This window comes from Terribacillus sp. DMT04 (genome assembly GCF_019056395.1).
GTDB lineage: Bacteria > Bacillota > Bacilli > Bacillales > Amphibacillaceae > Terribacillus > Terribacillus aidingensis_A.
On the sequence record NZ_CP077639.1, the window covers coordinates 635,978 to 661,872 of the forward strand.

The 25,895-nt window shown below is 41.8% G+C and carries 25 protein-coding genes and 1 riboswitch; of the genes, 23 read left to right on the top strand and 2 right to left on the bottom strand.

What is annotated here, in order from left to right; translation table 11 throughout:
* The first annotated feature begins 373 nt into the window (after positions 1 to 373).
* The 10 genes from KS242_RS03490 (at position 374) to KS242_RS03530 (ending at position 9,123) form a co-directional block, all read left to right on the top strand.
* Positions 374 to 1,246: a YitT family protein gene (locus KS242_RS03490; RefSeq protein WP_217324047.1), complete on the top strand. Its 873-nt coding sequence runs from the start codon at positions 374 to 376 to the stop codon at positions 1,244 to 1,246.
* A gap of 240 nt (positions 1,247 to 1,486) precedes the next feature.
* Entirely contained in the window at positions 1,487 to 1,864 is a 378-nt protein-coding gene (locus KS242_RS03495; protein WP_254391794.1) for a DUF4870 domain-containing protein, read from the top strand.
* Between the two features lie 460 nt (positions 1,865 to 2,324).
* Entirely contained in the window at positions 2,325 to 2,912 is a 588-nt protein-coding gene (locus tag KS242_RS03500; RefSeq protein WP_217323033.1) for a DUF4937 domain-containing protein, read from the top strand.
* 204 nt (positions 2,913 to 3,116) lie between these two features.
* The gene (locus KS242_RS03505; protein ID WP_217323034.1) at positions 3,117 to 4,322 is read left to right on the top strand and encodes an aminotransferase class V-fold PLP-dependent enzyme; all 1,206 of its coding nucleotides are present in this window, start codon (positions 3,117 to 3,119) and stop codon (positions 4,320 to 4,322) included.
* Positions 4,323 to 4,486: 164 nt separating this feature from the next.
* A complete protein-coding gene (locus KS242_RS18015) occupies positions 4,487 to 4,573 on the top strand; it encodes a putative holin-like toxin (RefSeq protein WP_256444542.1) in 87 nt (28 codons plus the stop codon).
* A 391-nt stretch (positions 4,574 to 4,964) separates the two neighbouring features.
* A riboswitch (SAM riboswitch) is annotated at positions 4,965 to 5,067 on the top strand.
* A gap of 52 nt (positions 5,068 to 5,119) precedes the next feature.
* Entirely contained in the window at positions 5,120 to 6,364 is a 1,245-nt protein-coding gene (locus KS242_RS03510; protein ID WP_371747590.1) for an acyl-CoA dehydrogenase family protein, read from the top strand.
* 221 nt (positions 6,365 to 6,585) lie between these two features.
* A complete protein-coding gene (locus tag KS242_RS03515; protein WP_217323035.1) occupies positions 6,586 to 7,305 on the top strand; it encodes an AAA family ATPase in 720 nt (239 codons plus the stop codon).
* Between the two features lie 253 nt (positions 7,306 to 7,558).
* Positions 7,559 to 8,023, top strand: a complete 465-nt coding sequence (locus KS242_RS03520; protein WP_217323036.1) for a GNAT family N-acetyltransferase — start codon at positions 7,559 to 7,561, stop codon at positions 8,021 to 8,023.
* Positions 8,024 to 8,033: 10 nt separating this feature from the next.
* Positions 8,034 to 8,462, top strand: coding sequence for a GNAT family N-acetyltransferase (locus KS242_RS03525; protein ID WP_217323037.1), 429 nt, complete (start codon positions 8,034 to 8,036; stop codon positions 8,460 to 8,462).
* A gap of 37 nt (positions 8,463 to 8,499) precedes the next feature.
* On the top strand, positions 8,500 to 9,123 hold the full coding sequence (locus tag KS242_RS03530; protein ID WP_217323038.1) for a type 1 glutamine amidotransferase family protein: 624 nt from the start codon (positions 8,500 to 8,502) through the stop codon (positions 9,121 to 9,123).
* Here KS242_RS03530 and KS242_RS03535 read toward each other — a convergent pair.
* Entirely contained in the window at positions 9,081 to 9,629 is a 549-nt protein-coding gene (locus tag KS242_RS03535; protein WP_217323039.1) for a DUF4825 domain-containing protein, read from the bottom strand. The genes KS242_RS03530 and KS242_RS03535 overlap by 43 nt on opposite strands.
* Before the next feature lie 225 nt (positions 9,630 to 9,854).
* On the opposite strand from KS242_RS03535, the gene araD reads away from it, so the two are divergent.
* From araD to araA, 3 genes are read left to right on the top strand one after another with little or no spacing between them, the layout of a single operon-like run.
* The gene (araD, locus tag KS242_RS03540) at positions 9,855 to 10,556 is read left to right on the top strand and encodes an L-ribulose-5-phosphate 4-epimerase (RefSeq protein WP_217323040.1); all 702 of its coding nucleotides are present in this window, start codon (positions 9,855 to 9,857) and stop codon (positions 10,554 to 10,556) included.
* Between the two features lie 12 nt (positions 10,557 to 10,568).
* Complete coding sequence (locus tag KS242_RS03545) at positions 10,569 to 12,263, top strand: ribulokinase (protein ID WP_217323041.1); 1,695 nt, start codon at positions 10,569 to 10,571, stop codon at positions 12,261 to 12,263.
* 12 nt (positions 12,264 to 12,275) lie between these two features.
* Positions 12,276 to 13,748: an L-arabinose isomerase gene (gene araA, locus KS242_RS03550; RefSeq protein ID WP_217323042.1), complete on the top strand. Its 1,473-nt coding sequence runs from the start codon at positions 12,276 to 12,278 to the stop codon at positions 13,746 to 13,748.
* A gap of 115 nt (positions 13,749 to 13,863) precedes the next feature.
* On the opposite strand, the gene KS242_RS03555 is transcribed toward araA, so the two are convergent.
* The gene (locus KS242_RS03555) at positions 13,864 to 14,136 is read right to left on the bottom strand and encodes a hypothetical protein (protein WP_217323043.1); all 273 of its coding nucleotides are present in this window, start codon (positions 14,134 to 14,136) and stop codon (positions 13,864 to 13,866) included.
* Positions 14,137 to 14,910: 774 nt separating this feature from the next.
* Here KS242_RS03555 and KS242_RS03560 point away from each other — a divergent pair.
* The 10 genes from KS242_RS03560 (at position 14,911) to KS242_RS18020 (ending at position 25,889) form a co-directional block, all read left to right on the top strand.
* On the top strand, positions 14,911 to 15,519 hold the full coding sequence (locus tag KS242_RS03560) for a DUF3885 domain-containing protein (protein WP_217323044.1): 609 nt from the start codon (positions 14,911 to 14,913) through the stop codon (positions 15,517 to 15,519).
* 361 nt (positions 15,520 to 15,880) lie between these two features.
* Positions 15,881 to 17,008: a GntR family transcriptional regulator gene (locus KS242_RS03565; RefSeq protein WP_217323045.1), complete on the top strand. Its 1,128-nt coding sequence runs from the start codon at positions 15,881 to 15,883 to the stop codon at positions 17,006 to 17,008.
* Positions 17,009 to 17,309: 301 nt separating this feature from the next.
* Entirely contained in the window at positions 17,310 to 18,650 is a 1,341-nt protein-coding gene (locus KS242_RS03570; protein WP_217323046.1) for an ABC transporter substrate-binding protein, read from the top strand.
* 240 nt (positions 18,651 to 18,890) lie between these two features.
* Positions 18,891 to 20,411, top strand: coding sequence for an arabinosylfuranosidase ArfA (locus tag KS242_RS03575; protein ID WP_217323047.1), 1,521 nt, complete (start codon positions 18,891 to 18,893; stop codon positions 20,409 to 20,411).
* Between the two features lie 18 nt (positions 20,412 to 20,429).
* Positions 20,430 to 21,371: a carbohydrate ABC transporter permease gene (locus KS242_RS03580; protein ID WP_254391796.1), complete on the top strand. Its 942-nt coding sequence runs from the start codon at positions 20,430 to 20,432 to the stop codon at positions 21,369 to 21,371.
* Positions 21,371 to 22,210 carry a carbohydrate ABC transporter permease gene (locus tag KS242_RS03585; RefSeq protein WP_217323048.1) on the top strand — a complete coding sequence of 280 codons (840 nt, stop codon included), beginning with the start codon at positions 21,371 to 21,373 and terminating at the stop codon, positions 22,208 to 22,210. The genes KS242_RS03580 and KS242_RS03585 overlap by 1 nt, the downstream gene beginning before the upstream one ends.
* A gap of 65 nt (positions 22,211 to 22,275) precedes the next feature.
* Positions 22,276 to 22,899, top strand: coding sequence for a YesL family protein (locus tag KS242_RS03590; RefSeq protein ID WP_217323049.1), 624 nt, complete (start codon positions 22,276 to 22,278; stop codon positions 22,897 to 22,899).
* A 31-nt stretch (positions 22,900 to 22,930) separates the two neighbouring features.
* On the top strand, positions 22,931 to 24,421 hold the full coding sequence (locus tag KS242_RS03595) for an alpha-N-arabinofuranosidase (RefSeq protein WP_217323050.1): 1,491 nt from the start codon (positions 22,931 to 22,933) through the stop codon (positions 24,419 to 24,421).
* Positions 24,421 to 25,635 (top strand): sn-glycerol-1-phosphate dehydrogenase, encoded by a 1,215-nt coding sequence (locus tag KS242_RS03600; RefSeq protein ID WP_217323051.1) that lies wholly within the window; start codon positions 24,421 to 24,423, stop codon positions 25,633 to 25,635. The genes KS242_RS03595 and KS242_RS03600 overlap by 1 nt, the downstream gene beginning before the upstream one ends.
* A 74-nt stretch (positions 25,636 to 25,709) precedes the next feature.
* Positions 25,710 to 25,889, top strand: a complete 180-nt coding sequence (locus KS242_RS18020; RefSeq protein ID WP_254391797.1) for a DUF6171 family protein — start codon at positions 25,710 to 25,712, stop codon at positions 25,887 to 25,889.
* Positions 25,890 to 25,895: the final 6 nt, after the last annotated feature.

The window sequence follows — 25,895 nt, forward strand, 5'->3', positions numbered from 1 at the left end:
GTATAGTTTACCTTATTCTATTATAAGAGAAACTTACGATTATGTGCTGTATTTATTTTCCCGAAAATAAAAAATATCCCTACGTTTAAGCGTATTATATAGTTCTTAGGGATACAAGTTATTTGCTTCCAATAATAGGAAGTTTATAACAATCTTAATAAAAAAACTATGTTACATCCTTTGAAAAATTAATATTAGATTAGAAAGCGTGTGAACTGATATTTAGTGCAACAGTTGTGAATAATAGTCCTGGTGAATTAAGCATGGACACATTTAAATGAGTTTAGTGCGATAGCGTCACAAACGGCATAACAGCAACACGCTTTGTAATATGATAAAATAAAGGATATAACGTAGATTGAGGTGACACATCATAGTTAAAGGCAAGAAACGCAATCGCAGTAAATTATTTATTTTTTTACGAGGATTGGCTGTTGTTCTCGGGGGATTAATTGCAGCTTATGGTCTTGAAACTGTCCTAATTCCTAATAATGTATCAGATGGAGGCGTCACGGGAATCAGCATTGGTATTTCTCAATTAGCCGGTCTTCCGTTAGGCTTACTCATCGCGATTCTTAACCTTCCGTTTGTGTGGTTAGGTTATAAACAGATAGGAAAGAGCTTTGCCGTTTATTCTGTTATTGGTATTGCATCCTTATCTATTGGAACAGTACTTATGCATCACACACCAGCTATTATAGGTGGAGATACACTGCTCGTTACTGTTGTCGGCGGTATTATTCTAGGCTTAGGTATGGGGCTTGCACTTCGTAATGGCGGCGCAGTAGATGGAATTGATATGCTGGCCGTATTGTTAGCGCGAAAATTACCATTTGGAACAAGTGACCTGATTTTATTCCTTAACTTGTTTGTTTTTATCTTTGTTTCCACTGTATTCGGTTTAAAAGGAGCTATTCTTTCCGCAATTGCCTACTTTATCGCTTCAAAAGTCATCCACATTGTTGAAGAAGGTCTTAGCGGATCCAAAACCTTCAAGATTATTACTACCGATCCGAAATTGATGGTCGATACCATACGTGACCGGTTAGGAAGAAGTGCGACATACAAAGAAGCATACGGTGGTTACACACACGAAAGATTTATGGAGATTACCTGTGTTATTAACCGTCTGGAAGAAAGTAAGCTAAAAGAAATTATCAATGATATTGATGATGGAGCATTCGTAACAATTTATGATGTTGCTGAAGTAAAAGGCGGCAACTTTAGGAAGAGTGACATTCATTAAGGTGGCAATACCAATATGAAAGCCAAGTTCATCCCATGAAAGTGGGATGAACTTTTTTTGTTTGACAAGCTTTCTTGCGCATAAAAAGGGGAATTGAATGCTGTGATGCTGCAAATTTTCTGCTAGAAAAGGGCCGTAAAAATGATAATCACAATAAATCGGAATGAATCTCCAAAACGGTTTGTATAATCAAAGTAGTTATACGTTGCCGACCCGATCACATAAAAGGAGGAATTCTAATTGACGGATAACAACATACCACAGAGTAAGGATGCCGTATCTTCACATCAAGAAAACAAAACTTCTGCTAGCATAAACTCCAACACTGCAGCAATGCTATCTTATATACTTGGATTAATTACAGGCATTATATTTCTCGTTTTAAGGAAAGAGAATGAGTTCGTTCGATTTCATGCACTACAGTCTATTCTATTTTCTGCATCTTTATTGGTTATCCATATTGTCTTCGTGTTTATTCCGATTATCGGCTTGCTGATCAGCCTTCTTATCGCTCCTATCTCACTAGTATGTTGGGTTATTTTGATGGCTAAAGCATACCAGGAAGAATATTATAAACTTCCGATTATCGGCAATATGGCTGATAGATTCATTTCGTAATCCAATAGATCTAAAAAGGATACTTGTTAGAGTGTCCTTTTTTTAATGCATGGTTTCTAATTTCTATAAGTAAAACCTGTCTGCAGATCAAACAAAGAAATTATAAATGTCTGAAACGAATAGAAGAAAATTTCCGTAGAAGTATTAGTGAATTTTATTTAATCTTATAAGGAGTGTTATTATCAGTTGCCCAAGATGCAATGGCGATATGATTGTTTGTTACGCAGATGAAGGTTTCAAAGGACTGACCGTTAAGAATCCTGCAGGTGAAAAACTTTTTAGTAATAAAAAACATACAAAGATTAATCCCAACGTGTGCAGTAATTGTGGGTTTGTGGAATGGTATGCAGAAGAGCCGGAGAGACTTCTGTAATACGATGTTCTCTTAATCTTTACTAAAGGAGCAGGCAGACTTGCTATTAAGACTAATTAAATGTCAGGTTTGTACAGGAAAAAAACTATGTTTAATAGTGGACAAGCTTCGTGGGGTCAATTGAATACGATATCAGGGTTTTTAGGGCAAATTGGCGGATGGGACATCAAAGATAATCAGATGGCGCATATAGTTTCCATGTGGGAAGATGCCAATTCTTATCACTATTTTATGAATAATATGCATGATGAAATATATCAAAATATACCTCAATCTCCATCTATACAACACATAGAAGAGGGAACCTTTGCTATATCTCTTCCGTTTCCAGAAGTTAAAGAAACAGCTGATTACTTTACAGACAGCAGCTGTATTCGAATTGAGCAGTTTCTATTTAACAGGCTGCAGAAGTTCCATTTCACACAAGTGTTGCTACCGGGGATGTTATCAGCCGGAAATGTGGGGAGAACGCTTTTTGGAGAATCATACAAACAAGAAAACTTATTTTTAACAGTAACTGGTTGGGATAGTCTTGAAAAGGATGAATGCTATCCAGAAAATAGGTTTCCGGAATTATTCCAAGCAGCAGACATTCATACATATGCAGATTTGGCAGAGGGTTTCAGCTTTGTTGTCGAGAAGAATTGGATCGTGCGAAAAACTAGTACATGTTAGGCAGAAAAAGGGCAAACATTATAGCTTATCTTCTTCTGCTAAGGTTATTTCTTTTAGTATCCCGTAGGATTGTAAACTATTGGGATTCATGCTTAATAAATCATAGAACTGTCACCTATGTTTTACCCTTTAAGTATAAAACCTTGCTTCTCTTCTCATAATGAAATGATGGAATATTTTACGATGAGAAGAGGAGCAAGGATAATGGCTAAACAAGTGGAATGGGATAAAGTTAGGGCATTATTTAATTTAGATAGAGAGTACATACATATTGGTACGTCACAATATTTTGTATCACATCCGAAGCACATTCGGGACGCAATTGAGAAGTACCGGAAGCAATTGGATGAGAATCCGACGAACTTCACGGAAAATAATGAAGAGAATTTTCCATTGCAGGTTAGGAAGAAGCTTGTGCAGTATATGGGAATAGATGACCCTAATCTTATTGCATTGACAGATAGCGCTACGATGGGCTTGGGTATCATTTATACAGGTTTAAATATTAATGAAGAGCATGATATCCTCACACCGGAACATAACCACTACTCTCATCAGGAAGCAATACGGCAGGTGGCGAATCGGACAGGCGCCAGCTTCCGTGAAGTGCCAATTTACCATCAGATGAAAGATGTAACAGAAGAAAGCCTTGTGCAGGCGCTGCTGAACGAAATAAGGGACAACACGGTTGTGATTGGCTTGACTTGGGTGCAGTCTGATACTGGGCTGAAGTTCCCTGTAAGGAAATTCATGAACAAACTAAAAAAGATTAACAAGCAGCGGGAGAAGGCTAATCAAATTATCGTTGTATTAGACGGTACACACGGTTTCGGCATTGAAACCGAAACCTTCCCGGAATTGGACTGTGATTTCTTTATTACAAGCTGTCACAAATGGTTATACGGTCCACGGGGTACGGGTTTTGTCGCTGCCAAAAAGGAAGCTTGGGGTTCTGTGACTCCTGTTATCCCATCGTATACGATTTTGAGTATGGTATCCCTAAACGAAAAGCACCCGAGAGCAATGGATGGTACCCAAATGACACCGGGCGGATTTCATTCCATGGAGCATAGATGGGCATTAAAGGACGCATTTGAGTTTGCATTGGATATTGGCAAAGAGGCTATTTATGAAAGAGTGCATCAGCTGAACAGGCAAGCAAAGGAAGGTTTGGCTTCCATGTCACATGTTACACTGCACACACCAATTGCAGATGAATTATCAGCGGGTATTACTGCATTTGAAGTAAAAGGAATGAAATCAAAAAACGTAATAAAAAAACTGCATGATAAGAAGATTATTGGGACAGTTGCTCCATACCAAAACGCATTTGCACGATTAACACCAGGAATCTACAATACACCGGAAGAGATTGATCAAGTGCTGGAGGCGATAGATTCACTAAAGTAATAAGGCTTGCTTTAGGTGCAAAAGTAACGGTTACCTTGGTAAAATATGGACTTTTGTAACGTATGGGGTTTTTACATCCTCTGTTATAATTGTAGGACAATAGCATAGGTGACTCAAGGGTGGTTTGCGCATTACCTTTTGTTTCATGGAGGGTGGTGTAGCGGATGACGGTGGCAGAGGCGTTGACGTTGATGATCGGCTTTGGAACGTTAATTGTTGCAATCATGTCTGACAAGAACCAGAAAAAATAACCACCCTTGAGTTGGCAGCTCGAGAAGGATGGTTATCTTACCTCTTTTTTCGCGCAGATCCCCTAAGGAATCATGCTATTCCTGGACAGACCGATTGGTGTTGGCAGCACCGGACGGTCTTTTTCTATGCACAAATATTATAGTAGCGCAGATGGAAGGTATTGTCATGTGACTATTGGAGCAAAAAGTGATTACATTTCTGTTACCTCATTTTGCTTTTTTAAAACTGTTTAACATGAACTAGTATTCTAATTTAGAACCTTTTATTTTTGGTAAAATAAGGAAGGTTAATTAGACGCTTTGTGTAACATTCGCCTAAATTCTAAAATATTCAGAAAAGTTGTTGACTTTAGATTTTACTTAGATTATATTTTCAAGTAACAATTAAATAAGCTTATCAAGAGAGGTGGAGGGACTGGCCCTGTGATACCTCGGCAACAGACTTTTTGAAGCACTGTGCCAAATCCAGCAAGCGTATGCTTGAGAGATAAGAGGAGTAAATGTGAACGGTTAGGAAACCTCTTCTTATTTTAGAAGAGGTTTTTTGTGTATGTATTAATTCAATCTAAGAAATTAAAAGATGATGGGGAGAGGGAGATTACAATGGCAACAACAATTGTAAACGAATCAGCGCAATATCTGAAAACAGCAGAACTGCTGTCTCAAGCATTTGGTACGGATGCAGCAGCTCGGGACAAAGTGGGCGGTACGGCTAAAGCACAGCGAGACGCTTTAAGAGACAGCGGCTTGTTAAATCTTCATATTCCAAAAGAATACGGAGGCGCAGGACAGCCTTGGTCAGTTGTTCTTCAGGTTGTTCGCGAACTAGCGAAGACAGATGCAGCACTTGGTCATCTGTATGGCTACCATGCTTTTCAAACTGTTTTGCCGCATACTGCCGGTACAGCAAAACAAAAGGAATACTTCTATAAAGAATCAGCAAAAAACAATTGGTTTTGGGGCAACTCGTCTAATCCGATTGAACCTAGTTTAATTGGAGAAAAAGTGGGAGACGCATTTGTTGTAAATGGACATAATACGTTCAGCACAGGTGCAAAAGATTCAGACCGTTTAGCGATTACGTGGTACGACAATCCTGAGAAAACGACTTTGTACATTGGAATTATTCCTACTGTTAGAGATGGAATCACCATTCATGATGACTGGGATGGAATGGGTCAAAGACAAACAGATAGCGGGTCCGTTACGTTCGAAAATGTGTTAGTGGAAGCAGATGAGATTATTGATTTAACAGAATCGAAAGGAACGCCTTTTGCCACATTTGATGCTATTTTATCTCAGATTGTTTTAGCAAATGTGTTTGTGGGTTCTGCAGAGGGAGCACTGGAAGAGGCAAAAAAATATACAATTACTAAATCACGGCCTTGGTATCTGACAGACTATGAAAAAGCTGTGGATGATCCATTTATTCAGCGAGATTACGGGGAATTTTGGATTGATATTCAGGCAGCTGTTCAATTAGTCGAAAAGGCGGGAAATAAAGTCGATGAAGCTTGGAGCAGAGATCGTTCCCTTACAAAAGAAGAACGAGGAGAAACGGCTCTTTTAACTGGAGCAGCCAATGCTTTCGGTACGAAGGTAGCCTTACATGTAACAAGCAGCATTTTTCAAGTAATGGGTGCTCGTTCGGCTACTAGAAAGAATAATTTTGATCGTTTCTGGCGAAATGTCCGCACACATTCGCTTCATAATCCAATTGAATACAAACGGAAAAACATTGGACTATGGGTGTTAACTGGGGAGTATCCAACGCCAACTGTGTACTCATAAGGGAAAGATAACTGTTTTATCGAGACAGAGAGAAGCCTCTAAGAAGGGTTTCTTTCTGTTTTTTTCTTCGTCTTCTATCTTGGTCCAGTGAGGAAGCAGAACAGACAGAGGATTTTCTGTAATAAGCAGCGAATGGTTAAGGAGGTGAACACCGTTGTAGAGAATTTATGTTATGTTAGTTGTATTTCTAATAAGTAATCAGCATAAAAGGAGCTGAAGACATGTTCCTAAAAAGAATCAAGCTCTTGCAAGATCATATTGCATATAAGCAGAATGCGTACCCATTTTCGATTCCGGCAATTCGGCAGTTGGACGAGCTGGATATTAATCAATCAGTCACCTTCTTTGTCGGGGAAAACGGAAGTGGAAAATCAACTTTAATGGAAGCAATCACGGATAAATGCGAATTTAATACAGCAGGAGGAGGTCGAAATAATGCATATGATGTGGACGCGTCGGAAGCTGCACTCGCAGATTATATCCGCCTGTCTTGGCTGCCAAAAGTGACAAATGGGTTCTTCCTCCGAGCAGAGTCTTTTTATCATTTTGCCTCGCACATTGATGAGGTTGGTTCAGTTGATGCGTATGGTGGGAAGTCGCTGCATCATCAGTCTCACGGAGAAGCATTTCTTTCTTTGTTCCAAAATCGCTTCGGCGGCAAGGCAATTTACTTGCTGGATGAGCCAGAGGCTGCACTATCCCCGCAAAGGCAGCTCTCCTTTCTTCGTCTTATCCATGATCTTGTCAAAACAGGTAATGTGCAATTTATCATCGCTACTCATTCACCTATATTGCTTGGATATCCTAAAGCAGAGATCTTGCACTTCAGTGAGGAAGGCATCCAGCAGATGGAGTATGAAGAAACAGAGCATTACCAACTAACGCGAGGTTTTTTGCAGGATCGCGATGCATATTTGAGATATTTATTTATGGAAGAATAGAGCTGCTTCGACATGCTATTGTCTTTTTTCTGAAGCCTTTAACTTCCTGCTGTTAGACAAATATAAAAAAGTAATCGTAATCGAATACGTAACGAGAAACGTGAAGAGGATAAGATTCCAATCCATTATATACCTCCTTTATTTTCCATATATCCATGAACGAACGATATAAAACCTTTAAATAATGTTCGCTTACTATTTTTTATTTTCTTTCCTGTACAATAGAAATAGACAGAATATAGGAGGTTGAACAATGCATATTTCATTCAAAGAATTGACCGCAGAAGAAGTTCAGCAATACATAGAGTTACAAAGTCCCATTTATGCGGAAAATGTATCAAGCAACCAAGGTATCCCGAAAGAAAAGGCACTTCGTGATGCCGAACAAACATACAAGCTTTTATCGGAAGAGAATAGAAAGACCGGTCAATATATTGGGCATATTTTTTGTGAGGAGAAAAAACAGCGTGTCGGAATCATTTGGTACAACACGCAAGCAGAGCGTGATCGTGTCTTCATTTATCATATTTACATAGAAGAGGCATTTCGGAAGCAAGGGTATGCGCATGCTGCGTTAACATTAGTAGAAGACGTGGCGAGGAGAGAAAACGTAAGCAGGATGGCGCTTAATGTGTTTGCAGCAAATGAGGATGCCCAGCGATTATATGAGCGGTTAGGGTATGAAACAGCATCTATTGTGAAGACAAAGAAACTGTAGGAGGAATTCTATGAACATGCGTGCATGCATGGAAAGTGATCTGAAAGTGTGCAGTGATATCTTTGTGAATGTTTTTCGTGAGGAACCGTGGAATGAAGCTTGGACTCCAGAAGCGGCTCAGCAATACTTGAAGGATTTTTATCACACTCCTGGATTTACAGGCATTTTAGCGGTAGAAAGTCAGGATATTATCGGCTTCATCTTCGGAGTGAATCGAAAGTGGTGGTCTGGAGATGAGTTTTTCATAAACGAGATGTGTGTGCGATCTGACCAGCAAAGTAAAGGTACAGGTAAGGCGCTAATGAATTATCTTCTTAGAACGACAGACGCAGAGACCATCAGCTTGCTGACAGATCGCGGACTTCCAGCCGAAACATTTTATAAAAGAAATGGCTTTAACGAGATTGAAAGAATAATGTTTTTAAGTCGAGACGTTTAAGTGAGAAAAAGAGAGGTGGCAGTACGATGAAAAAACGGTGCTTATCTTTTTGACAGAGCAATACGCTGATTGGGAAGCGAGCTATGCGGCAGCTGAACTGCAAGCGCCGCACTCTGCTTATACTGTAAAAACAGTAACACTAGATGGACAGCCGGTTTCTTCTATTGGCGGACTTAAGGTGCTTCCTGACTATAGCTTAGAGGAAGTATTACGACATGAGGATATTCACATGCTCATTCTTCCGGGTGGAAACACGTGGCGAGAAGCTGCTGCTGTTCCGGTAAAAGAGCTGCTTGTGCATTGTACAGCAAATAACATACCGATTGCAGCTATTTGCGATGCTACCGTTTTTCTTGGAAGATATGGCTTCTTAGATAAAGCACCGCATACAAGTAATAGTTTGGAGTACTTGCAAGAAGGTGCGCCTGCCTACAAAGGTGAAAACTTATACATCCATTCTCAAGCAGTGCGCACTGAAGCTTTGATCACTGCGAATGGCACCGCGCCTTTAGAGTTTGCACGGGAAATACTGAAGCTTCTTGAGGTAAGGGAAGACGAGAAAATTGACCGCTGGTACCGTTTCTTCAAAGAAGGATCAGTCGTTTCTAAAAATAAAAGTCATTGCACTTGTAATGGGAATTTCTTCACTAGTTCCTGCTGATTATCTGCTCGTAATGCCTCTTCTAAATAGCTATTCCATTCCTGCTCATGGTTTATTTTTTCTGCTAAGTCAATGTCTAGAAATCGTTCCAAATCCGAGGAGGAAAGTTCAATTTTGTAGTTCGTTTCGTCATTATTTAATGTTAAGGTGATGTTCTCCTCATTAGTAATTAAAGCAGAGAGATACAAGATATTGTGAAGAAAGACAGTCTGAATTTCTAATTGTTTGTTGTACCACGCATTTTTATTCTGTTTGTCAATTTTATTTGTATCATAATGTACGATTAGATTTCCCTTAGACAAGCTTGTCTCTACCAGTGCATTGCTGCCCGGCAGCTTCGTAAGGATAGCACCAACATCACTGTTGTTACCTATGTACGTTTCTTCATATGCTGCTAATGCATGATAATCCACTGTTTCAATACTTATGTCTTCCTCAGCAGCAGAACAAGCAGCCATGCATAAGAACAGCAGAAGACCAAGGACTCCGAATATCTTTTTCTTCATAAACACCCTCCTGCTTTTTCTTTTATCGTAACGCAGTGCACAAGCAGTGATAAAGAAAAATATACCATTACCAAGAATTTTAGCTCACATGGAAAGATAGCCTTATTATTCTTCACTTGTACGTGTAAGATGTCAGAATCGAAGAGAAATAGATTGATTGTACGTACCAATTGAGTTAAAATCACGTTAAGGAGTTAAATATACGTACAAGAAGAGGTGGTCCTGATGCTGAATGATTTGAAGGAACAGGTGCTGCAAGCGAACCTGGATCTGCCTAAGCATGAGCTGGTAACTTTTACGTGGGGAAATGTAAGCGGTATCAACAGGGATTCCGGATTAGTTGTGATTAAGCCTAGCGGTGTGGCTTATGAGAAGCTGACTGTGAGAGACATGGTTGTTGTTAACTTGGATGGCGAAGTGGTGGAGGGAGATTTGAAGCCTTCATCTGATACAGCAACCCATCTTGTTTTGTATAAGCATTTTGATGCTATTGGCGGCATTGTGCACACACATTCTACGTGGGCGACAGCTTTTGCGCAGTCTGCCAAAGGGGTGCCGGCGCTTGGGACAACTCATGCGGACTATTTCTATGGAACAGTGCCCTGTACTCGGCCAATGACCGTACAAGAGATACAGCATAATTATGAATTAGAGACAGGCAATGTCATTGTCGAGACATTTCAGAAGCAAGGCTTAGATCCAAATCAAATCCCAAGTGTGCTCGTGCATAAGCATGCGCCATTTAACTGGGGTAAATCACCTGCGGAAGCTGTGCATAATGCAGTTGTCTTGGAGGAAGTGGCCAGACTTGCACATTTATCGTACCAGCTGGATCACCAAGTGGAGGATATGGATCAAGAGCTGTTAGATAAACATTATCTGCGAAAACATGGTGCAGATGCCTATTACGGCCAGAAGACCACATAGGAGGAAATGTAAATGGGGACGGAAAAATACACAATCGGAATTGATTATGGCACGCAGTCGGGCCGAGCAGTGCTCGTCCGCTTACGTGATGGAATAGAGATGGCTGACCATGTAACAGCGTATGCGCATGGGGTGATGGATGTAAAGCTTCCGCATTTAGATAAAGCATTAGGCTATGAATGGGCCTTGCAGCATCCGATGGATTATCTGGACGTCCTGCGAAATTCCGTGCCAGCTGTCATGAAAACAGCAGGGGTGGAACCAGCAGACGTGATCGGCTTAGGAATTGATTTTACAGCCTGCACGATGCTGCCAGTCGACGAAAATTTGGAACCATTGTGTTTTAACCCGCTGTACCGTGATAATCCCCATAGCTGGGTGAAACTTTGGAAACACCATGCTGCGCAGGATGAAGCCAATAAGCTAAATGATATTGCGAAGGACAAAGACGAGACCTTTCTATCGCGTTATGGAGGCAAGATTTCCTCCGAGTGGATGATACCAAAAATCTGGCAAATTGCCGATGAAGCACCAGAAATCTATGAGGCAGCAGATCAATTTATCGAAGCAACAGATTGGGTAATTTCGCAGCTTACAGGTGAATTGAAACGAAATAGCTGTACTGCTGGATACAAAGCAATATGGCATAAGCAAGACGGCTATCCTTCACAAGATTTCTTCGGCAGTCTGCATCCTGCGTTGCAAGATGTGGCGGAAACAAAGCTGCGCGGAGAGGTTTATCCGCTTGGATCCAAGGCTGGCGAATTGCAATCCATACTTGCTATGCCGATGAATCTGCCGGCGGGTATTGCAGTGGCTGTTGGAAATGTGGATGCGCATGCGGCAGTGCCAGCAATGGGTGTGGTGACGCCGGGCAAATTGGTAATGGCAATGGGAACTTCTATTTGCCATATGGTGCTTGGCGCAGAGGAACGTACAGTCGAAGGCATGTGCGGAGTGGTTGAGGACGGTATTATTGAAGGCTACTACGGTTATGAAGCAGGGCAGTCTGCAGTTGGCGATATTTTTGGCTGGTTCGTGGATGAACAAGTGCCGGAATATGTGCACAAGCAGGCAGAAGCAGCTGGACAGAATGTGCACCAGTGGCTGGAAGCTCGTGCGGCTGCTTACCGGCCTGGAGAAACAGGTTTGCTGGCGCTGGACTGGATGAATGGCAACCGATCTGTGCTCGTGGATACAGAATTGAGCGGGCTGGTAGTTGGGCTGACACTGCAGACCAAACCGGAAGAAGTATATCGGGCGTTGCTGGAAGCGACTGCCTTTGGTACGCGTAAAATCGTCGATGCTTTCCATCAAAATGGCGTAGCTGTTGATGAATTATATGCATGTGGCGGACTGCCGCAGAAAAATAAGCTGCTTATGCAAATCTTTGCTGATGTCACGAACCGGCCGATTTATATTGCTGACTCGGTCCAGACACCAGCAGTTGGAGCGGCGATGTTTGGCGCGGTTGCTGCAGGAGCAGATGCTGGTGGCTATGACAGCATTCTGGAGGCAGCTGAGCATATGGCGCGGGTAAAGGAAGAAGTTATACAGCCGATCCCAGAAAATGTGGACATTTATGAGCGGCTTTACGAGGAGTACAATACGCTGCATGACTATTTCGGACGTGGAGCTAATGATGTCATGAAGCGGCTGAAAGCAATTCGTTCACAATCGGAAAGAAAACTGACTGCACAGAATTAAGGGGGAGAAAGCATGTTACAAGTGAAACCTTATCAATTTTGGTTCGTTACAGGAAGTCAGCATTTGTATGGGGAAGAAACACTAAAGCAGGTGCAAGGTAATTCGGAGGATTTAATTCATAAATTAAACGAGCAAGGCAATCTGCCGTTTCCAATTACGTTCAAAGAAGTGCTCACGAACGCAGCAGACATTCAGCGAGTGAGTTTGGAGGCGAATGCTGATCCGGAATGTGCGGGCTTGATTACATGGATGCACACATTCTCACCAGCCAAAATGTGGATTGGCGGACTAAAGACACTGCAGAAGCCGCTCTTGCATTTGCATACGCAGTACAACCGCGATGTTCCTTGGGATACGATAGACATGGACTTTATGAATCTGAATCAAGCCGCTCATGGCGACCGTGAATATGGCTTTATGGGAACGCGACTTAACAAAGCCAGAAAAGTGATTGTCGGTTATTGGGGCGATGCCAAAATACAGAGACGCATTGCTGATTGGATGACCACAGCTGTCGGCGTTAACGAAAGTCAGCAGATCAAGGTAGCGCGTTTTGGCGATAACATGCGTAACGTTGCGGTTACGGACGGCGATAAAGTGGAAGCGCAAATTAAGTTTGGCTGGACCGTCGATTATTACGGTGTTGGCGATCTGGTTGCGGAAATGAATGAAGTAAGTGACGCAGATGTAGATGACCTCGTTGCGGCGTATAAGGAAGTGTACGATCTGCCGACAGCAGCAGAACAAGTAGCTTCCGTACGTGAACAGGCTAAAATTGAGGTGGCACTAAAGCGCTTCTTAGATCGCGGCGGTTACCAAGCGTTCAGCACCAACTTTGAGGATTTACATGGAATGAACCAGCTGCCAGGACTCGCTGTTCAGCATCTGATGGCGCAAGGTTACGGATTTGCTGGCGAAGGAGATTGGCGTACAGCAGCACTCGTTCGACTGTTAAAAGCAATGGCCAATAATGAAAAAACATCCTTTATGGAAGATTACACGTATCATTTAGAAGAAGGCGCGGAATTAATCTTAGGATCACATATGCTGGAAGTTTGTCCGACGGTTGCCAAAAACAGACCATCTATCCAAGTGCACCCGTTAGGCATTGGCGGCAAAGATGACCCAGCACGGATTGTATTTGATGGGATTGCCGGTGAAGCAATAAACGTTTCCATCATTGAGCTCGGCGGCCGATTCCGTATGATCATCAATAAAGTTGATGCAGTCGAGGCAGAAAACGAAACACCGAATCTGCCGGTAGCCAAAGTGTTGTGGAAACCGCAGCCATCTTTAAGTGAAGCAACAGAAGCATGGATTTATGCTGGCGGTGCCCATCATACGGCACTTACCTTCACTCTGACTGCGGAGCAGCTGGAAGACTTTGCTGACATAATTGGCATAGAGTGTGTAACGATTGATAACGATACCAAGTTAAAGCAATTCCGAAAAGAGCTGCAGTGGAATCAGGCAGTGTGGAATTAGGATCGACTGTTTTGTCAGTTATCTTGAAAAAAGATAGATATTATTGATAAATTAATAAGGCTTTATCCATTGCTTAAAGGATAAAGCCTTGTACTTATAAGTAACATGAAAAGAGCTATGCATGTTTTCTGTTAAATAATAGGAATATTGAATAATTTATTATACCTCCAAGCGTACCGGCTGCTAATATACCCCAAATTGAAACACCTCCATACATTTCGTTTGTATTATGCACAATAGCGGCTAAAGGAATGCCAAAAAGTTGAAGGTCAAGGGATACATTTTTATCTAACAGATCAAAAATAACTGGTAAAGCGATAATCACACCTACTATATATAGTAGGATAAATACTAGAAAACCAATTGATAAGCTTTTAATTAACTTCATATTATCCCTCTTTTCTAACGAATTGTTCAAGTATATTTTGTCCGTCATTAAATATAGGTAATAAATTTAATGTATGTAGTACGAAAAGGCTTCCTGAAAAAAATCTATCGGGATTAAAAATATCCTAACCAACACACAACATGTAGGACTAGAGAATGCAATAATGGCTTCTATACCCTACCAAGTTTATCTATATAAAAAGCTATTACTAAAATTCCACTCTTAATTGAATGATACCCCTTTCCTAATTACAGCCCCGTAATAATAATTAAACATAAATGGGATAGATTGTATATTTGTAATTGGAAAAAATATCAAATTGAGACTTTGGTAACGTGACTTTTAACACATATTATTTTTTTGAGATTTAATCTACTATTCGAAACGGTGTTTATTAACCTAGTTACTATGTTTGATTCAAAGTGCTAAATTAACACTATTAGATCAGTTAAATTTGTTTTAACTTTTATTTCACACACATGTTAAAGAAGCTGTATGAAACTACTTGATCAATTTAAGCTAACTATAGGGTAAGGATATGAAGATAAAGAAAGATGAACTTTCTAGGTAACAATAAGTATGTTTACTCAAAGAATTGATAATAAGAATCCAAAGTACAAAGAGCCAAAGAGTAAATGGACTATTCCACGTGATAGGGGAAAAGGTAATTCCTATTGTGATAGTTTTTCGAAATTGAGAAATGCGAAAGGAAGCCGTAAAGCTACTCTTACTAAAGAAGGTAAAGTATTACGTAAATAAAGGTGGATATAAATAGTGCAAGAACTAGAATCTTATTTAGAAAAAAATTTTAAAGGATTTGATATAACAGATTCTTTTATCGATTATCTTCAAACGTTGCATATAGAATTAGAAGATGGACACTATCAATTGGATGAATATGAAGAAACTAATCCCTTGTACTTCAATGCAGTTTATACTTCTGCCAAACAAATTCTACATGATCTGATAGGTGATCAAGATGAGTTATTCTTTGTCTTTCAAACTATTAAAGAGCGTGACCATAGATTTAAGAGAGTTTCCTTAATAGATAAATTTACAAACGATAGGGTACTTTCCAGCAAACTTAAATTCAGTAAAATTAATCGTGATAACAATGAAATACATCAGATATATATAAGTTGTAAAAAGAGTGATTTAAAAATAGAATATTTAATCCGAGCGATTTGTAATCAAGATTTTCCTAATCTAGAGCCCAGGTTAAAAAGGTATTATGGTAGGGCTCCGGAGATTTTCATTATTAATAAAACAACTGATTGTATTCTTCATTTTTATGATGACAGAGGCTGTTTTATATTAACTAGAAGCGATGAAAAGTTTGAGCAATATAAAGATAAATACAAGAAGATGATTCTTGAAGAGTAAAGTAAGTACTTACGGTTTTATTTTTGTGAGCTGCAAGCAAAAAGACGATGGAGCTAAAGCTGAGGATGTACCACGGGGCAAGAACTAGTAGGTTACTAGATTAATAATAGAATATGATCGGTAGAACTACCACGGTAACTACGGATTGAGAAGACGTTAATTGAAAAATACCAGACTTCATAAGCAGTCTGGTATTTTTCAATCCTTTATTTACCTCTAAAAAAAGAGTTAAGCATGTATTCCGTACATTAAATTAGTGGAACAAGAAGGAACTAAATAAAAAATAACAACATAGTGCGCCTTTCCCGTCACCTGTGGTATGCTAACTTATACGAACATGTCAAGGAAGCTGGTGTGAGTTATGCAGACAAAGTATGCAATTGTAAAACAAGCAATCAAGTCTAAAATTCTCGATGGTACGTATGAGCCGCACGCGAAAATTCCATCCGAGAGTGTCATGATGAAGCAGTTCGATGTTAGCCGTCATACAGTGCGGCTGGCAATTGGTGAGCTGGTGAATGAAGGCTGGCTTTACCGTGAACAAGGTGCAGGTACTTTTTGTGCGGATCGTTCCAAGCATCAGCTGCAGCAAAACGGTATGCAGAATAAAAATATCGCTATTGTAACTACTTACATTTCTGATTATATCTTTCCCTCAATTATTCGTGGAGCAGAAGCCTTTTTAAGTGAACATGGTTATAATGTGAGCTTATTTAATACAGACAACAACCATGAAAAGGAACGGGAATACTTGGAGCGGATTATTACGACAGGATTTGACGGAGCAATTATTGAGCCGACGAAAAGTGCTTCTGCCAATCCAAACATCAATTATTATTTGAATTTAGAGCGACTTCAAATTCCCTACATCATGATTAATGCTTACTATGATGCCCTGGAGCCTTTTCGGGTGCTTGTGGACGACGAACGTGGTGCGTTCTTGCAAACCGAACATCTAATTCAGCAAGGACATCGTGATATTGTTGGTTTCTTCAAGACCGATGATATGCAAGGAACACTTCGGATGAAAGGATATTTAAAGGCGCATCGCGAAAATAAAGTACCAATTAATCCTAAACATATTGTCACGTACAAAACAGAAGAGAAGCAACACAAGCCAATACACGAGCTGGAAGTGCTGCTTGATCAAGCAGATGCAAAGCCGACAGGACTAGTTTGCTACAATGATGAGCTCGCAATCAAGTTGCTCGATGTACTGCGCGCCCGAGATATGAAGGTCCCGCAAGATATGTCGATTATTGGATTCGATAATTCTAACTTAGCTGAGTTATCAGAAGTGAAACTTACTTCTGTTGAGCATCCAAAAGCTGAACTTGGCCGAGCAGCGGGCAAGCTGATTATAGATTTGATTGAAAGCAAGCATGGCAAGGGCTCAGGAAAGACGATTGATAGTGTTGTATTTCCGACAGAGCTGGTAACGAGGCATTCAACACAAACGATAGGTGTAAATAGATTAGAAAAGATATAGTAACAAAGAGAGCTGACGTTAGATCAGCTTTTTTTAATATCACGGAAAATAAACTGTGCTATAAATAAAGCTCTAAAGTTGTTCGTATAAGTTATAGTGGAAAAGAAAGAAAACTTATTGACTGATTGATATCCTGGTGCTAGGATATATGTAACACGCATCGTAAAAGCTGACAAACAAAATGTATGCGCTATCATCCAGACTGTCTCACGTTAGCTGATTACGGTAAGGGAGGTATGACCTCTTTAGTAAACGCTTTCAAAGAAGTGCTTGCCATGAATAAAAATGAGGGGGAGCTTTGATGAAGAAAGTTCTAAAAACGCTGATGATTGGTCTCATGGTTGTCGTATTAGTTGCTTGCAGCAAAGGCAGCGGCGGTGGAGGCAGTGAAGCAGATGAAACAGAAGTTGTTGGTGCAGATTTAGAGGGTGCTACAGAATTGACTTATTGGACATTTGTTGGGCAGCATATGGATTTGTTTAAAGAATCGGCAGAACGCTGGAATAAAGAATTTCCGGACCGACCGATCAAGCTTACAGCAGAAACATATCCATTTGATCAAATGCACAACAACTTGCTTCTAAGCTTGCAGTCTGGTAAAGGTGCACCAGATATTGCAGATATTGAATTGAGTAAGTTTCCAAACTTTATGCAAGGTAAACCACAGTTGGAATCGATGAATGAATATGTGGAGCCTGTATTGGAAGATTCCGTCTCAGCTCGTTTTGAATTGTATGCAAAAGACGGAGACTATTATGGAATACCAACACATGTAGGTGCTACGGTCATGTATTATAATACAGAAATCATGGACCAAGCCGGCGTTGATATTGATTCTATCCAGACATGGGATGATTTTGTAGATGCTGGCAAACAAGTAACAGAAAAGACAGATGCAGTCATGTGGAATGTTGGAACTGCCGACTTCCTAATGGATCTTTGGCCGATGGTCTCTCAGCAGGATTCCGATTTCTTTGATGCAGAAGGAAATTTAACACTCGATAACGAAACAAACATAGATACATTGCAATTCCTTTATGACACCGTTTATACAGATAAAATTGCAGAGCTTACTCCTGGCGGAAACAACCAGTCAGAAGATTTTTATAAGTATTACACAGAAGGTAAATCTGCTGCCATTTTAGCTCCGCTTTGGTATATGGGACGTTTCCTTGATAATATGCCGGAGATGGAAGGGAAGATTGCGATTAAACCACTTCCTGCGTGGGAAGAAGGTGGCAAGCGTTCAGCTGGTATGGGCGGAACAGGCACAGCGGTAACAAACCAGTCCGAAAGTACAGATCTGGCTAAAGAATTCCTTGCGTATACGAAGATTTCAGAAGAGGGAAGTATTAACTTGTGGAAGGTTCTTGGATTTGACCCGCCTCGCTGGGATGTATGGGAAAGCGATGCAGTCAAAGAAGATAACAAATACTATCAGTTCTTTGGTGATGGCATCTTCGACATGTTATTGGAAGTAAAAGATGAGATCAACACGCTTAATATTACGGAAAATACACCAGACGTCTCCACTGAATATAACACGATCATTGCCGATTCTGTGTTAAGACAGAAGAATAAAACACCAGAAGAAGCAATGCAAGAAGCTGCTGATAAGATTGAGAGCACCATGAAGAAATAATTACGATTTTAACCATCTCCGAGCGGCGGTTCAGCAAGCTGCTCGGTTTTTTGTATAGTGAATGTTGCAAAAATGCTTGTTTTTGAAATGATATCTGACTATACTAAATATATAAACTTATACGTACATATATTTAACTAATGAGATTTATCTAAAATATGTTCGTACAAGGTGCGATGCGAATCGCCTTCTTTTTTCACTATATTTGTAAGCGTTATCAATATAAGGGGAGTGGGATGAATGGCAAATAAGCTGCAAGCGACAATGGTGCTGGATAAGAGTTATCAAATCAGCGAGGTCGATCAACGTATTTACGGTTCGTTTATTGAACATCTTGGAAGAGCAGTATATGGCGGAATTTATGAACCAGGCCACCCGGAAGCGGATGAACAAGGTTTTCGAAGAGATGTAATAGATCTGGTCAAGGAACTGCAAGTACCAATTGTTCGTTACCCTGGCGGTAATATGGTGTCTGCTTATAACTGGGAAGATGGCGTCGGACCAAAAGAAGAGCGGCCGAGACGGCTTGAGCTGGCGTGGCGCACAATTGAAACAAATGAAATGGGAACGAATGAATTTGTTGATTGGGCGAAAAAGGCAGGAGCAGACGTAATGATGGCAGTAAATCTTGGTACGAGAGGTATTGATGCTGCACGTAACTTGATTGAGTATACCAATCATCCAAGCGGCACCTACTGGAGCGATTTACGAAGAGCGCATGGCTATGAACAGCCGCATCAAATTAAGACTTGGTGCTTAGGTAATGAAATGGACGGTCCATGGCAGGTAGGGCAGAAAACAGCTGCCGAATATGGAAAGATTGCAAAAGAAACAGGCAAAGCAATGAAACTTGTTGATCCAACAATTGAGCTTGTGGCATGCGGCAGCTCCAATACCGATATGCCGACATTCCCGGAATATGAAGCCACAACACTTGATATCGCTTACGAAGAAGTTGATTTTATTTCACTTCATCAATATTATGGCAACACTTCCAACGATCCTGCTAATTACTTGGCAAAGAACATGGACATGGATCATTTCATTAAAACCGTAACCGCGACTTGTGACTATATCAAAGCAAAACATCGCAGCAAGAAGACGATCAACTTAAGCTTTGACGAATGGAATGTTTGGTATCACTCCAGAGAGCATGATGAAAAGCTGGAGCCATGGACAGTAGCGCCGCCGCAGCTAGAGGATGTATACAATTTCGAGGACGCCTTGCTGGTAGGAAGTATGTTGATTACGATGCTTCGCCATGCAGACCGCGTGAAGATGGCGTGTATGGCGCAACTGGTAAATGTTATTGCGCCGATTATGACCGAAAATAACGGCCAATCTTGGAAACAGACAATCTATTATCCGTACTTGCACGCATCTGTATATGGCCGAGGGGTAAGCTTACAGCCAATCCTTTCCTCTCCAAAATACGACAGCAAAGATTTCACAGATGTACCGTTTATCGATTGTGCAGCTGTGTACGATGAGCAAGGAGAGGGGTTAACCATTTTCCTTGTTAATAAACATTTAGAAGACACAATTCCGCTTGAGGTGGATGTACGTAGCTTCGAAGGCTATACAATCAAAGAACATATTGTACTAGAGCATCATGACTTGAAAGCTGCTAACACAAAAGATACAGCACGTGTGACCCCGCACACAAACGGTGATTCCAGCTTGGCAGATGGGAAATTACATGCGCAGCTGCATCATACTTCTTGGAATGTCATTCGGCTGCATAAAACAAAAGCTAATTAATGGTGAGGGGGGATTGTTGTGAACACAGTTACTAATCCGGTGACACCGGTACCAGCTCGGAAAAAACAAAACAAGCTCATTCGGTTTCTAAATTCTAAAAAAGTAGTGCCTTTTGTTTTCATTTCTCCATTTGTTTTATCGCTGCTACTGTTTACCGTTTATCCAGCGATTCAAGGTGTGATGATGAGTTTTCAAAGCGTGCTGCCAGGACAAGTGGAATTCATTGGGATGAGCAACTATGAACGAGTATTTAATCCGACATTCTACCGAGCTGTATCAAATACGACGCTTTACGTGATTCTCACGGTATTAATATTGACCATCATTCCGATGGTTCTCGCCGTTATACTGAACTCGAAACATGTGCGTTTCCGAAATATTTTCCGAGCATCGCTGTTTATTCCTGCCCTCACATCAACAATCGTCGGCGGGATGATCTTCCGCTTCATGTTCAGTGAACAAGAGAGTGCAGTGGCAAACCAGTTTATCGGATTTTTCGGTTTTGATTCCGTAAAATGGATGTTTTCACCATGGGCGGCAATCCTGCTCATGGTACTTCTAGCCAGCTGGCGTTGGATAGGTGTAAATATACTGTACTTCCTGGCCGCTTTGCAAAATGTGCCGGATGAAATGTATGAAGCAGCACAAATTGATGGTGCTACAAGAATGCAGCGTTTTCGCTTTATTACGATGCCAATGCTGAAGCCAATCATTGTATTCGTTAGCACGATTACGATTATTAATGGTTTCCGAATGTTTGAAGAAAGCTATGTATTCTGGGCTGTCGGTTCACCAGGTAACATTGGTCTTTCGATTGCTGCTTATATTTATCAGCAAGGTATCCAGCAAAATGACATGGGCTTTGGTGCTGCATTAGGTGTTGTGCTCATGCTTATCATCTTCGTCATCAGTATTATCTACTTGATTGCGACAGGAACATTTAAGAAGGAGGGCAGATGATGAAAAAGAATAACAGCAAACTATTCAGCATCATTGCCACTATTGTCATAGCCATTGTCAGCTTGATTGCGCTTTTCCCGATTATCAGTATGGTGCTGTCTTCGTTTATCCCGTCTTCTTCCTTAATGCGGAATGGGATTTCATTCAGTTTTCCTTGGAGTGAATTAACACTCAGTAACTACACGTACATCTTTACCCAGTCAGCAGAATATTGGACTTGGTATGGCAACAGTTTATGGATTTCAGCGCTCATGATCGTACTGTCCCTATTCTTTTCTTCTATGGTCGGCTATGCGCTGGCGATGTACGACTTTAAAGGCAGCAACATTTTCTTCGTTGCTGTAGTATTTATCCTTATGGTGCCATTTGAGATTCTTATGTTGCCGCTCTTCCAGCTAATGATTGATATGATGCTCGTTGATACGTATCTGGGTGTTATCCTGCCGGGTGTGGTGGCACCTGTAGCTGTGTTCTTCTTCCGGCAATATGCACTTGGCTTGCCGAAAGAATTAATGGACGCAGCTCGGATTGATGGATCTACCGAATACGGCATCTTCTTTAAAATCATGCTGCCGTTAATGGGACCGTCACTGGCGGCAATGGCTATATTGCAAGGGCTGGGCAGCTGGAATAACTTCTTATGGCCGCTTTTGGTACTCCGTTCTAATGATATGTTCACTTTGCCGCTTGGACTCGCAACACTGCTGACACCATACGGCAATAACTATGACATCCTGATTGCTGGATCAGTTATGACGATTATTCCAATCGTTATCCTGTTCTTATTCTTCCAGCGTTACTTTATTTCTGGTTTGACTGTCGGCGGTGTGAAGGGCTGATGGGTGGGCTGCTAGTTTGTCTATTAAACTAGCAGCCTGAGGATTTTAGGAAAGGAGCTAGGAAGATGCTGAAAAAAGCGATGAAAAACTTGGATAAAACGCTCTTATGGATTACGCGTTTTGCCTACTTGAATAGCTTGTTTTTGTTTTATAGTATTTTAGGTTTGTTTATTGCTGGTGTGGCACCGGCAACAGCAGCTGCTTTACAGGTTTCTCGAAAACTATTGAACGGGGAGGAAGTAAAGCTTCATCCAGCATTCCGTCAAGCTTACAAAGAAGAGTTCTGGGCAGCGAACAAGCTCGGATGGCTGCTGGCCGCAGCAGGGTGCATTCTATATATCAACTTTCTGCTTATTAGGCAGGCGGATGGACAATTGTTCTTCCTCGTTCCTTTCCTTTTCTACGTCCTCATTTTGTTTTATGTAACAGTTGTCATCTGGAGCTTTCCGCTGTTGGCGCAATATAAGGCAGGAACTTTCCAGATAGTGAAGAATGCATTCATTATTGGCCTGACGAGATTTCATATGACACTCTCGATCGGAGTGCTTTTATTTGCGGTTCTGTATCACTCCATCGGCTTGCCGGTGCTGCTGCTGTTCTTTTGTTTCAGCTTCAGTGCCTTTGGATGGATGTGGCTGAGTCTGAAAGTATTCAGCACGATGAAACAGCAAAAACAATTAGCGAGCTAATTCATTTTGAATAAAGATTGGAGCGATTCGCATGTCAACGAAACTACTAATCCAGGCTGACGTTACCGAAGGGAAAATCAACAAAAACATTTACGGCCACTTTGCTGAGCATCTTGGAAGAGGAATCTATGAAGGGATTTGGGTCGGAGAAGATTCATCCATACCGAATACAAAAGGAATTCGGAATGACGTGCTTGAAGCATTGAAGCAGCTGCACATTCCTGTGCTTCGCTGGCCAGGCGGCTGTTTTGCCGATGAATATCACTGGAAAGATGGCATTGGTCCACGCGAGGAACGGAAGCGCATGGTTAACACGCACTGGGGCGGTGTTGTCGAGAATAACCACTTTGGTACACATGAATTTTTCACACTTTGCGAACTTTTGGATGCCGAGCCTTATATTTGCGGGAATGTTGGCAGTGGAACGGTGCAGGAAATGTCAGAGTGGGTGGAGTATATGACGTTCGACGGTGAATCGCCGATGACTGCTTGGCGTCAGGAAAACGGACGCGAAGAACCTTGGGAGCTGAAGTACTTTGGAGTTGGTAACGAAAACTGGGGCTGCGGCGGAAATATGCGTCCGGAATATTATGCAGATCTTTATCGTCGCTACCAGACATATGTACGCAATTATGGTGATAACAAGCTGTACAAAATCGCCGGTGGCGCCAATATTGATGATTACCAATGGACGGACGTACTCATGCGAGAGGCAGCCTCTATGATGGATGGCTTGAGTCTGCATTACTACACCATTCCGGGTGACTTCTGGCTTGGGAAAGGGTCTGCGACAGACTTCACTGAGAATGAATGGCACTTAACGCTGAAGCGTGCGCTATGGATTGAAGAGCTGATCGAAAAGCATGGTACCATCATGGATAAGTACGATCCGGAGAAACGTGTCGGCTTGATTATCGATGAGTGGGGTACATGGTTTGACGTAGAACCAGGCACGAATCCAGGTTTCCTTTACCAGCAAAATACTATCCGGGATGCACTCGTAGCCGGAGCTTCACTCAATATTTTTAATAATCATAGCGATCGTGTGCAAATGGCTAATATCGCACAAACCGTTAATGTGCTGCAAGCAATGATTCTGACAGAAGGACAGGAAATGATCAAAACACCAACGTATCATGTATTTGATTTGTATCAGGTGCACCAAGATGCAGACCGTCTATCCTTCCATCTGGAAACAGATAATCTGACACATGGCGAACTTGAATATCCGTCTGTCACTGCCTCTGTATCAAAAGGGCAAGATGGCAAGATTCATATTAGTTTTTGTAATCTGGACCATACAAATGACGTGGAAGTTGATACAGAACTTCGCGGCGCTGCAGCAGGGAAGATAACAGGTCAGGTGCTAACGGCGGACGAAAAGGATGCCCGAAATACATTTGAAAAGCCGGATGCAGTACAGACAACTGCGTTCACGAATTTCACACAGCATGACAAAGGACTGCAAGTGACATTAGCGCCAATGAGCGTGACGGTACTTACAATCGAGGAGGGAGCGTAATGCAGCTTTCAGCAGATTTGCTCGCATTGGCTGAAGAATATGGAGTCAACTCCGATACTTTTCCGCGTTTGGAAGTGGAAGCAGGAGCACTCACTTCTGTCGCAACCTTTTTAAAAGAAAAAAACTGGTCGCAGGCCGTTCTTCTTGTGGATGCTCAAACGAAAGCTGCAGCAGGTGAGCAGCTCGCGGTGCATTTACAAGACAGCGGCGTTCAAGTCCAGATAATTGAAATGATTGCCAATCACCATGAGCAAGTGAACGCAGATGAAGCCTCGCTCGTGCAAGTGCTGGTTGAAACACCAATGGATACAGATGTGCTGCTAGCTGTAGGGGCAGGGACGATTCACGATATTACTCGTTTTTGCAGCCAAAAGCTTTCCATTCCATTTGTGAGTGTCCCGACTGCGGCATCTGTTGATGGTTTTACCTCCAAAGGCGCGCCATTAATCTTACGCGGCGTGAAGCAGACAATTCAAACGGCAGCACCAGTCGCCGTTTTTGCTGATCTCAATATTTTATCTGCTGCACCACGTGCCCTGACAGCAGCGGGTTTTGGCGATATTTTAGGAAAGTTCACATCGCTGCTAGATTGGGAGATTTCTGCTTTCGTTGGAAACGAACCGTATAATGCACTAGCAGCCAAGATGACAAGGCAATCACTTGATAACTGTGTGGAACATGTTGAGGAAATCGCCAAAGCAGATGAAGCTGGCATCAAAATCTTGATGGAGGCACTGATTGAATCAGGTCTTGTCATGCAAGTACTGGACTTTTCCCGCCCCGCTTCTGGAGCAGAGCACCATTTGTCTCACTACTGGGAGATGCATTTGCTGGAAGCTGACAAACGGCAGCTGCTGCACGGATCCAAAGTTGGTGTCGCGTGTGCAATTATCACCGAACTTTATAAAAACTGGATTGAACAGTTTGACCCGCTGGAAGCAGAAGGTGATTATGCTCCTTTACTGCAGAAGTACTGGCAGGATGTCCGGCTGAAAATCGCCGCATTGCCTACACCAGAAGCATTGCAATATTACTTATATCAGGTCGGTGCTCCTGCGACGGCAGAAGAGATTGGCATCCAAGAATCACTTGTCCAGGATAGTTTGAATGAAGCGTATCATCTGCGTGATCGCTGTACAGGATTGCTGCTCATAAATCAATTTAAAAGCGAACACATCAGCTATCCGCTGCAGGACCGAATCGGCAGCCGATGACTTGCCCGACTTGTCAGAAGAAGAAAAGCTATTCTGCAGCGGAAGCCGCGGCGCTTGTGAGAGAGCAATTAGCGATGGAACCAATCTTGGCAGATGAAGCTACAGTGTCGGCGCGTTTAGCAATCTGCAATAGGTGTCCATCTTTGACTGCAGAAGATACTTGCGCTCGCTGCGGCTGTTTTGTTCAGTTTCGGGCTTCCCTTCCGTATAAGCGCTGTCCTGATCCTGACGGAGACCGATGGCAGCAGGTATAATGGAAG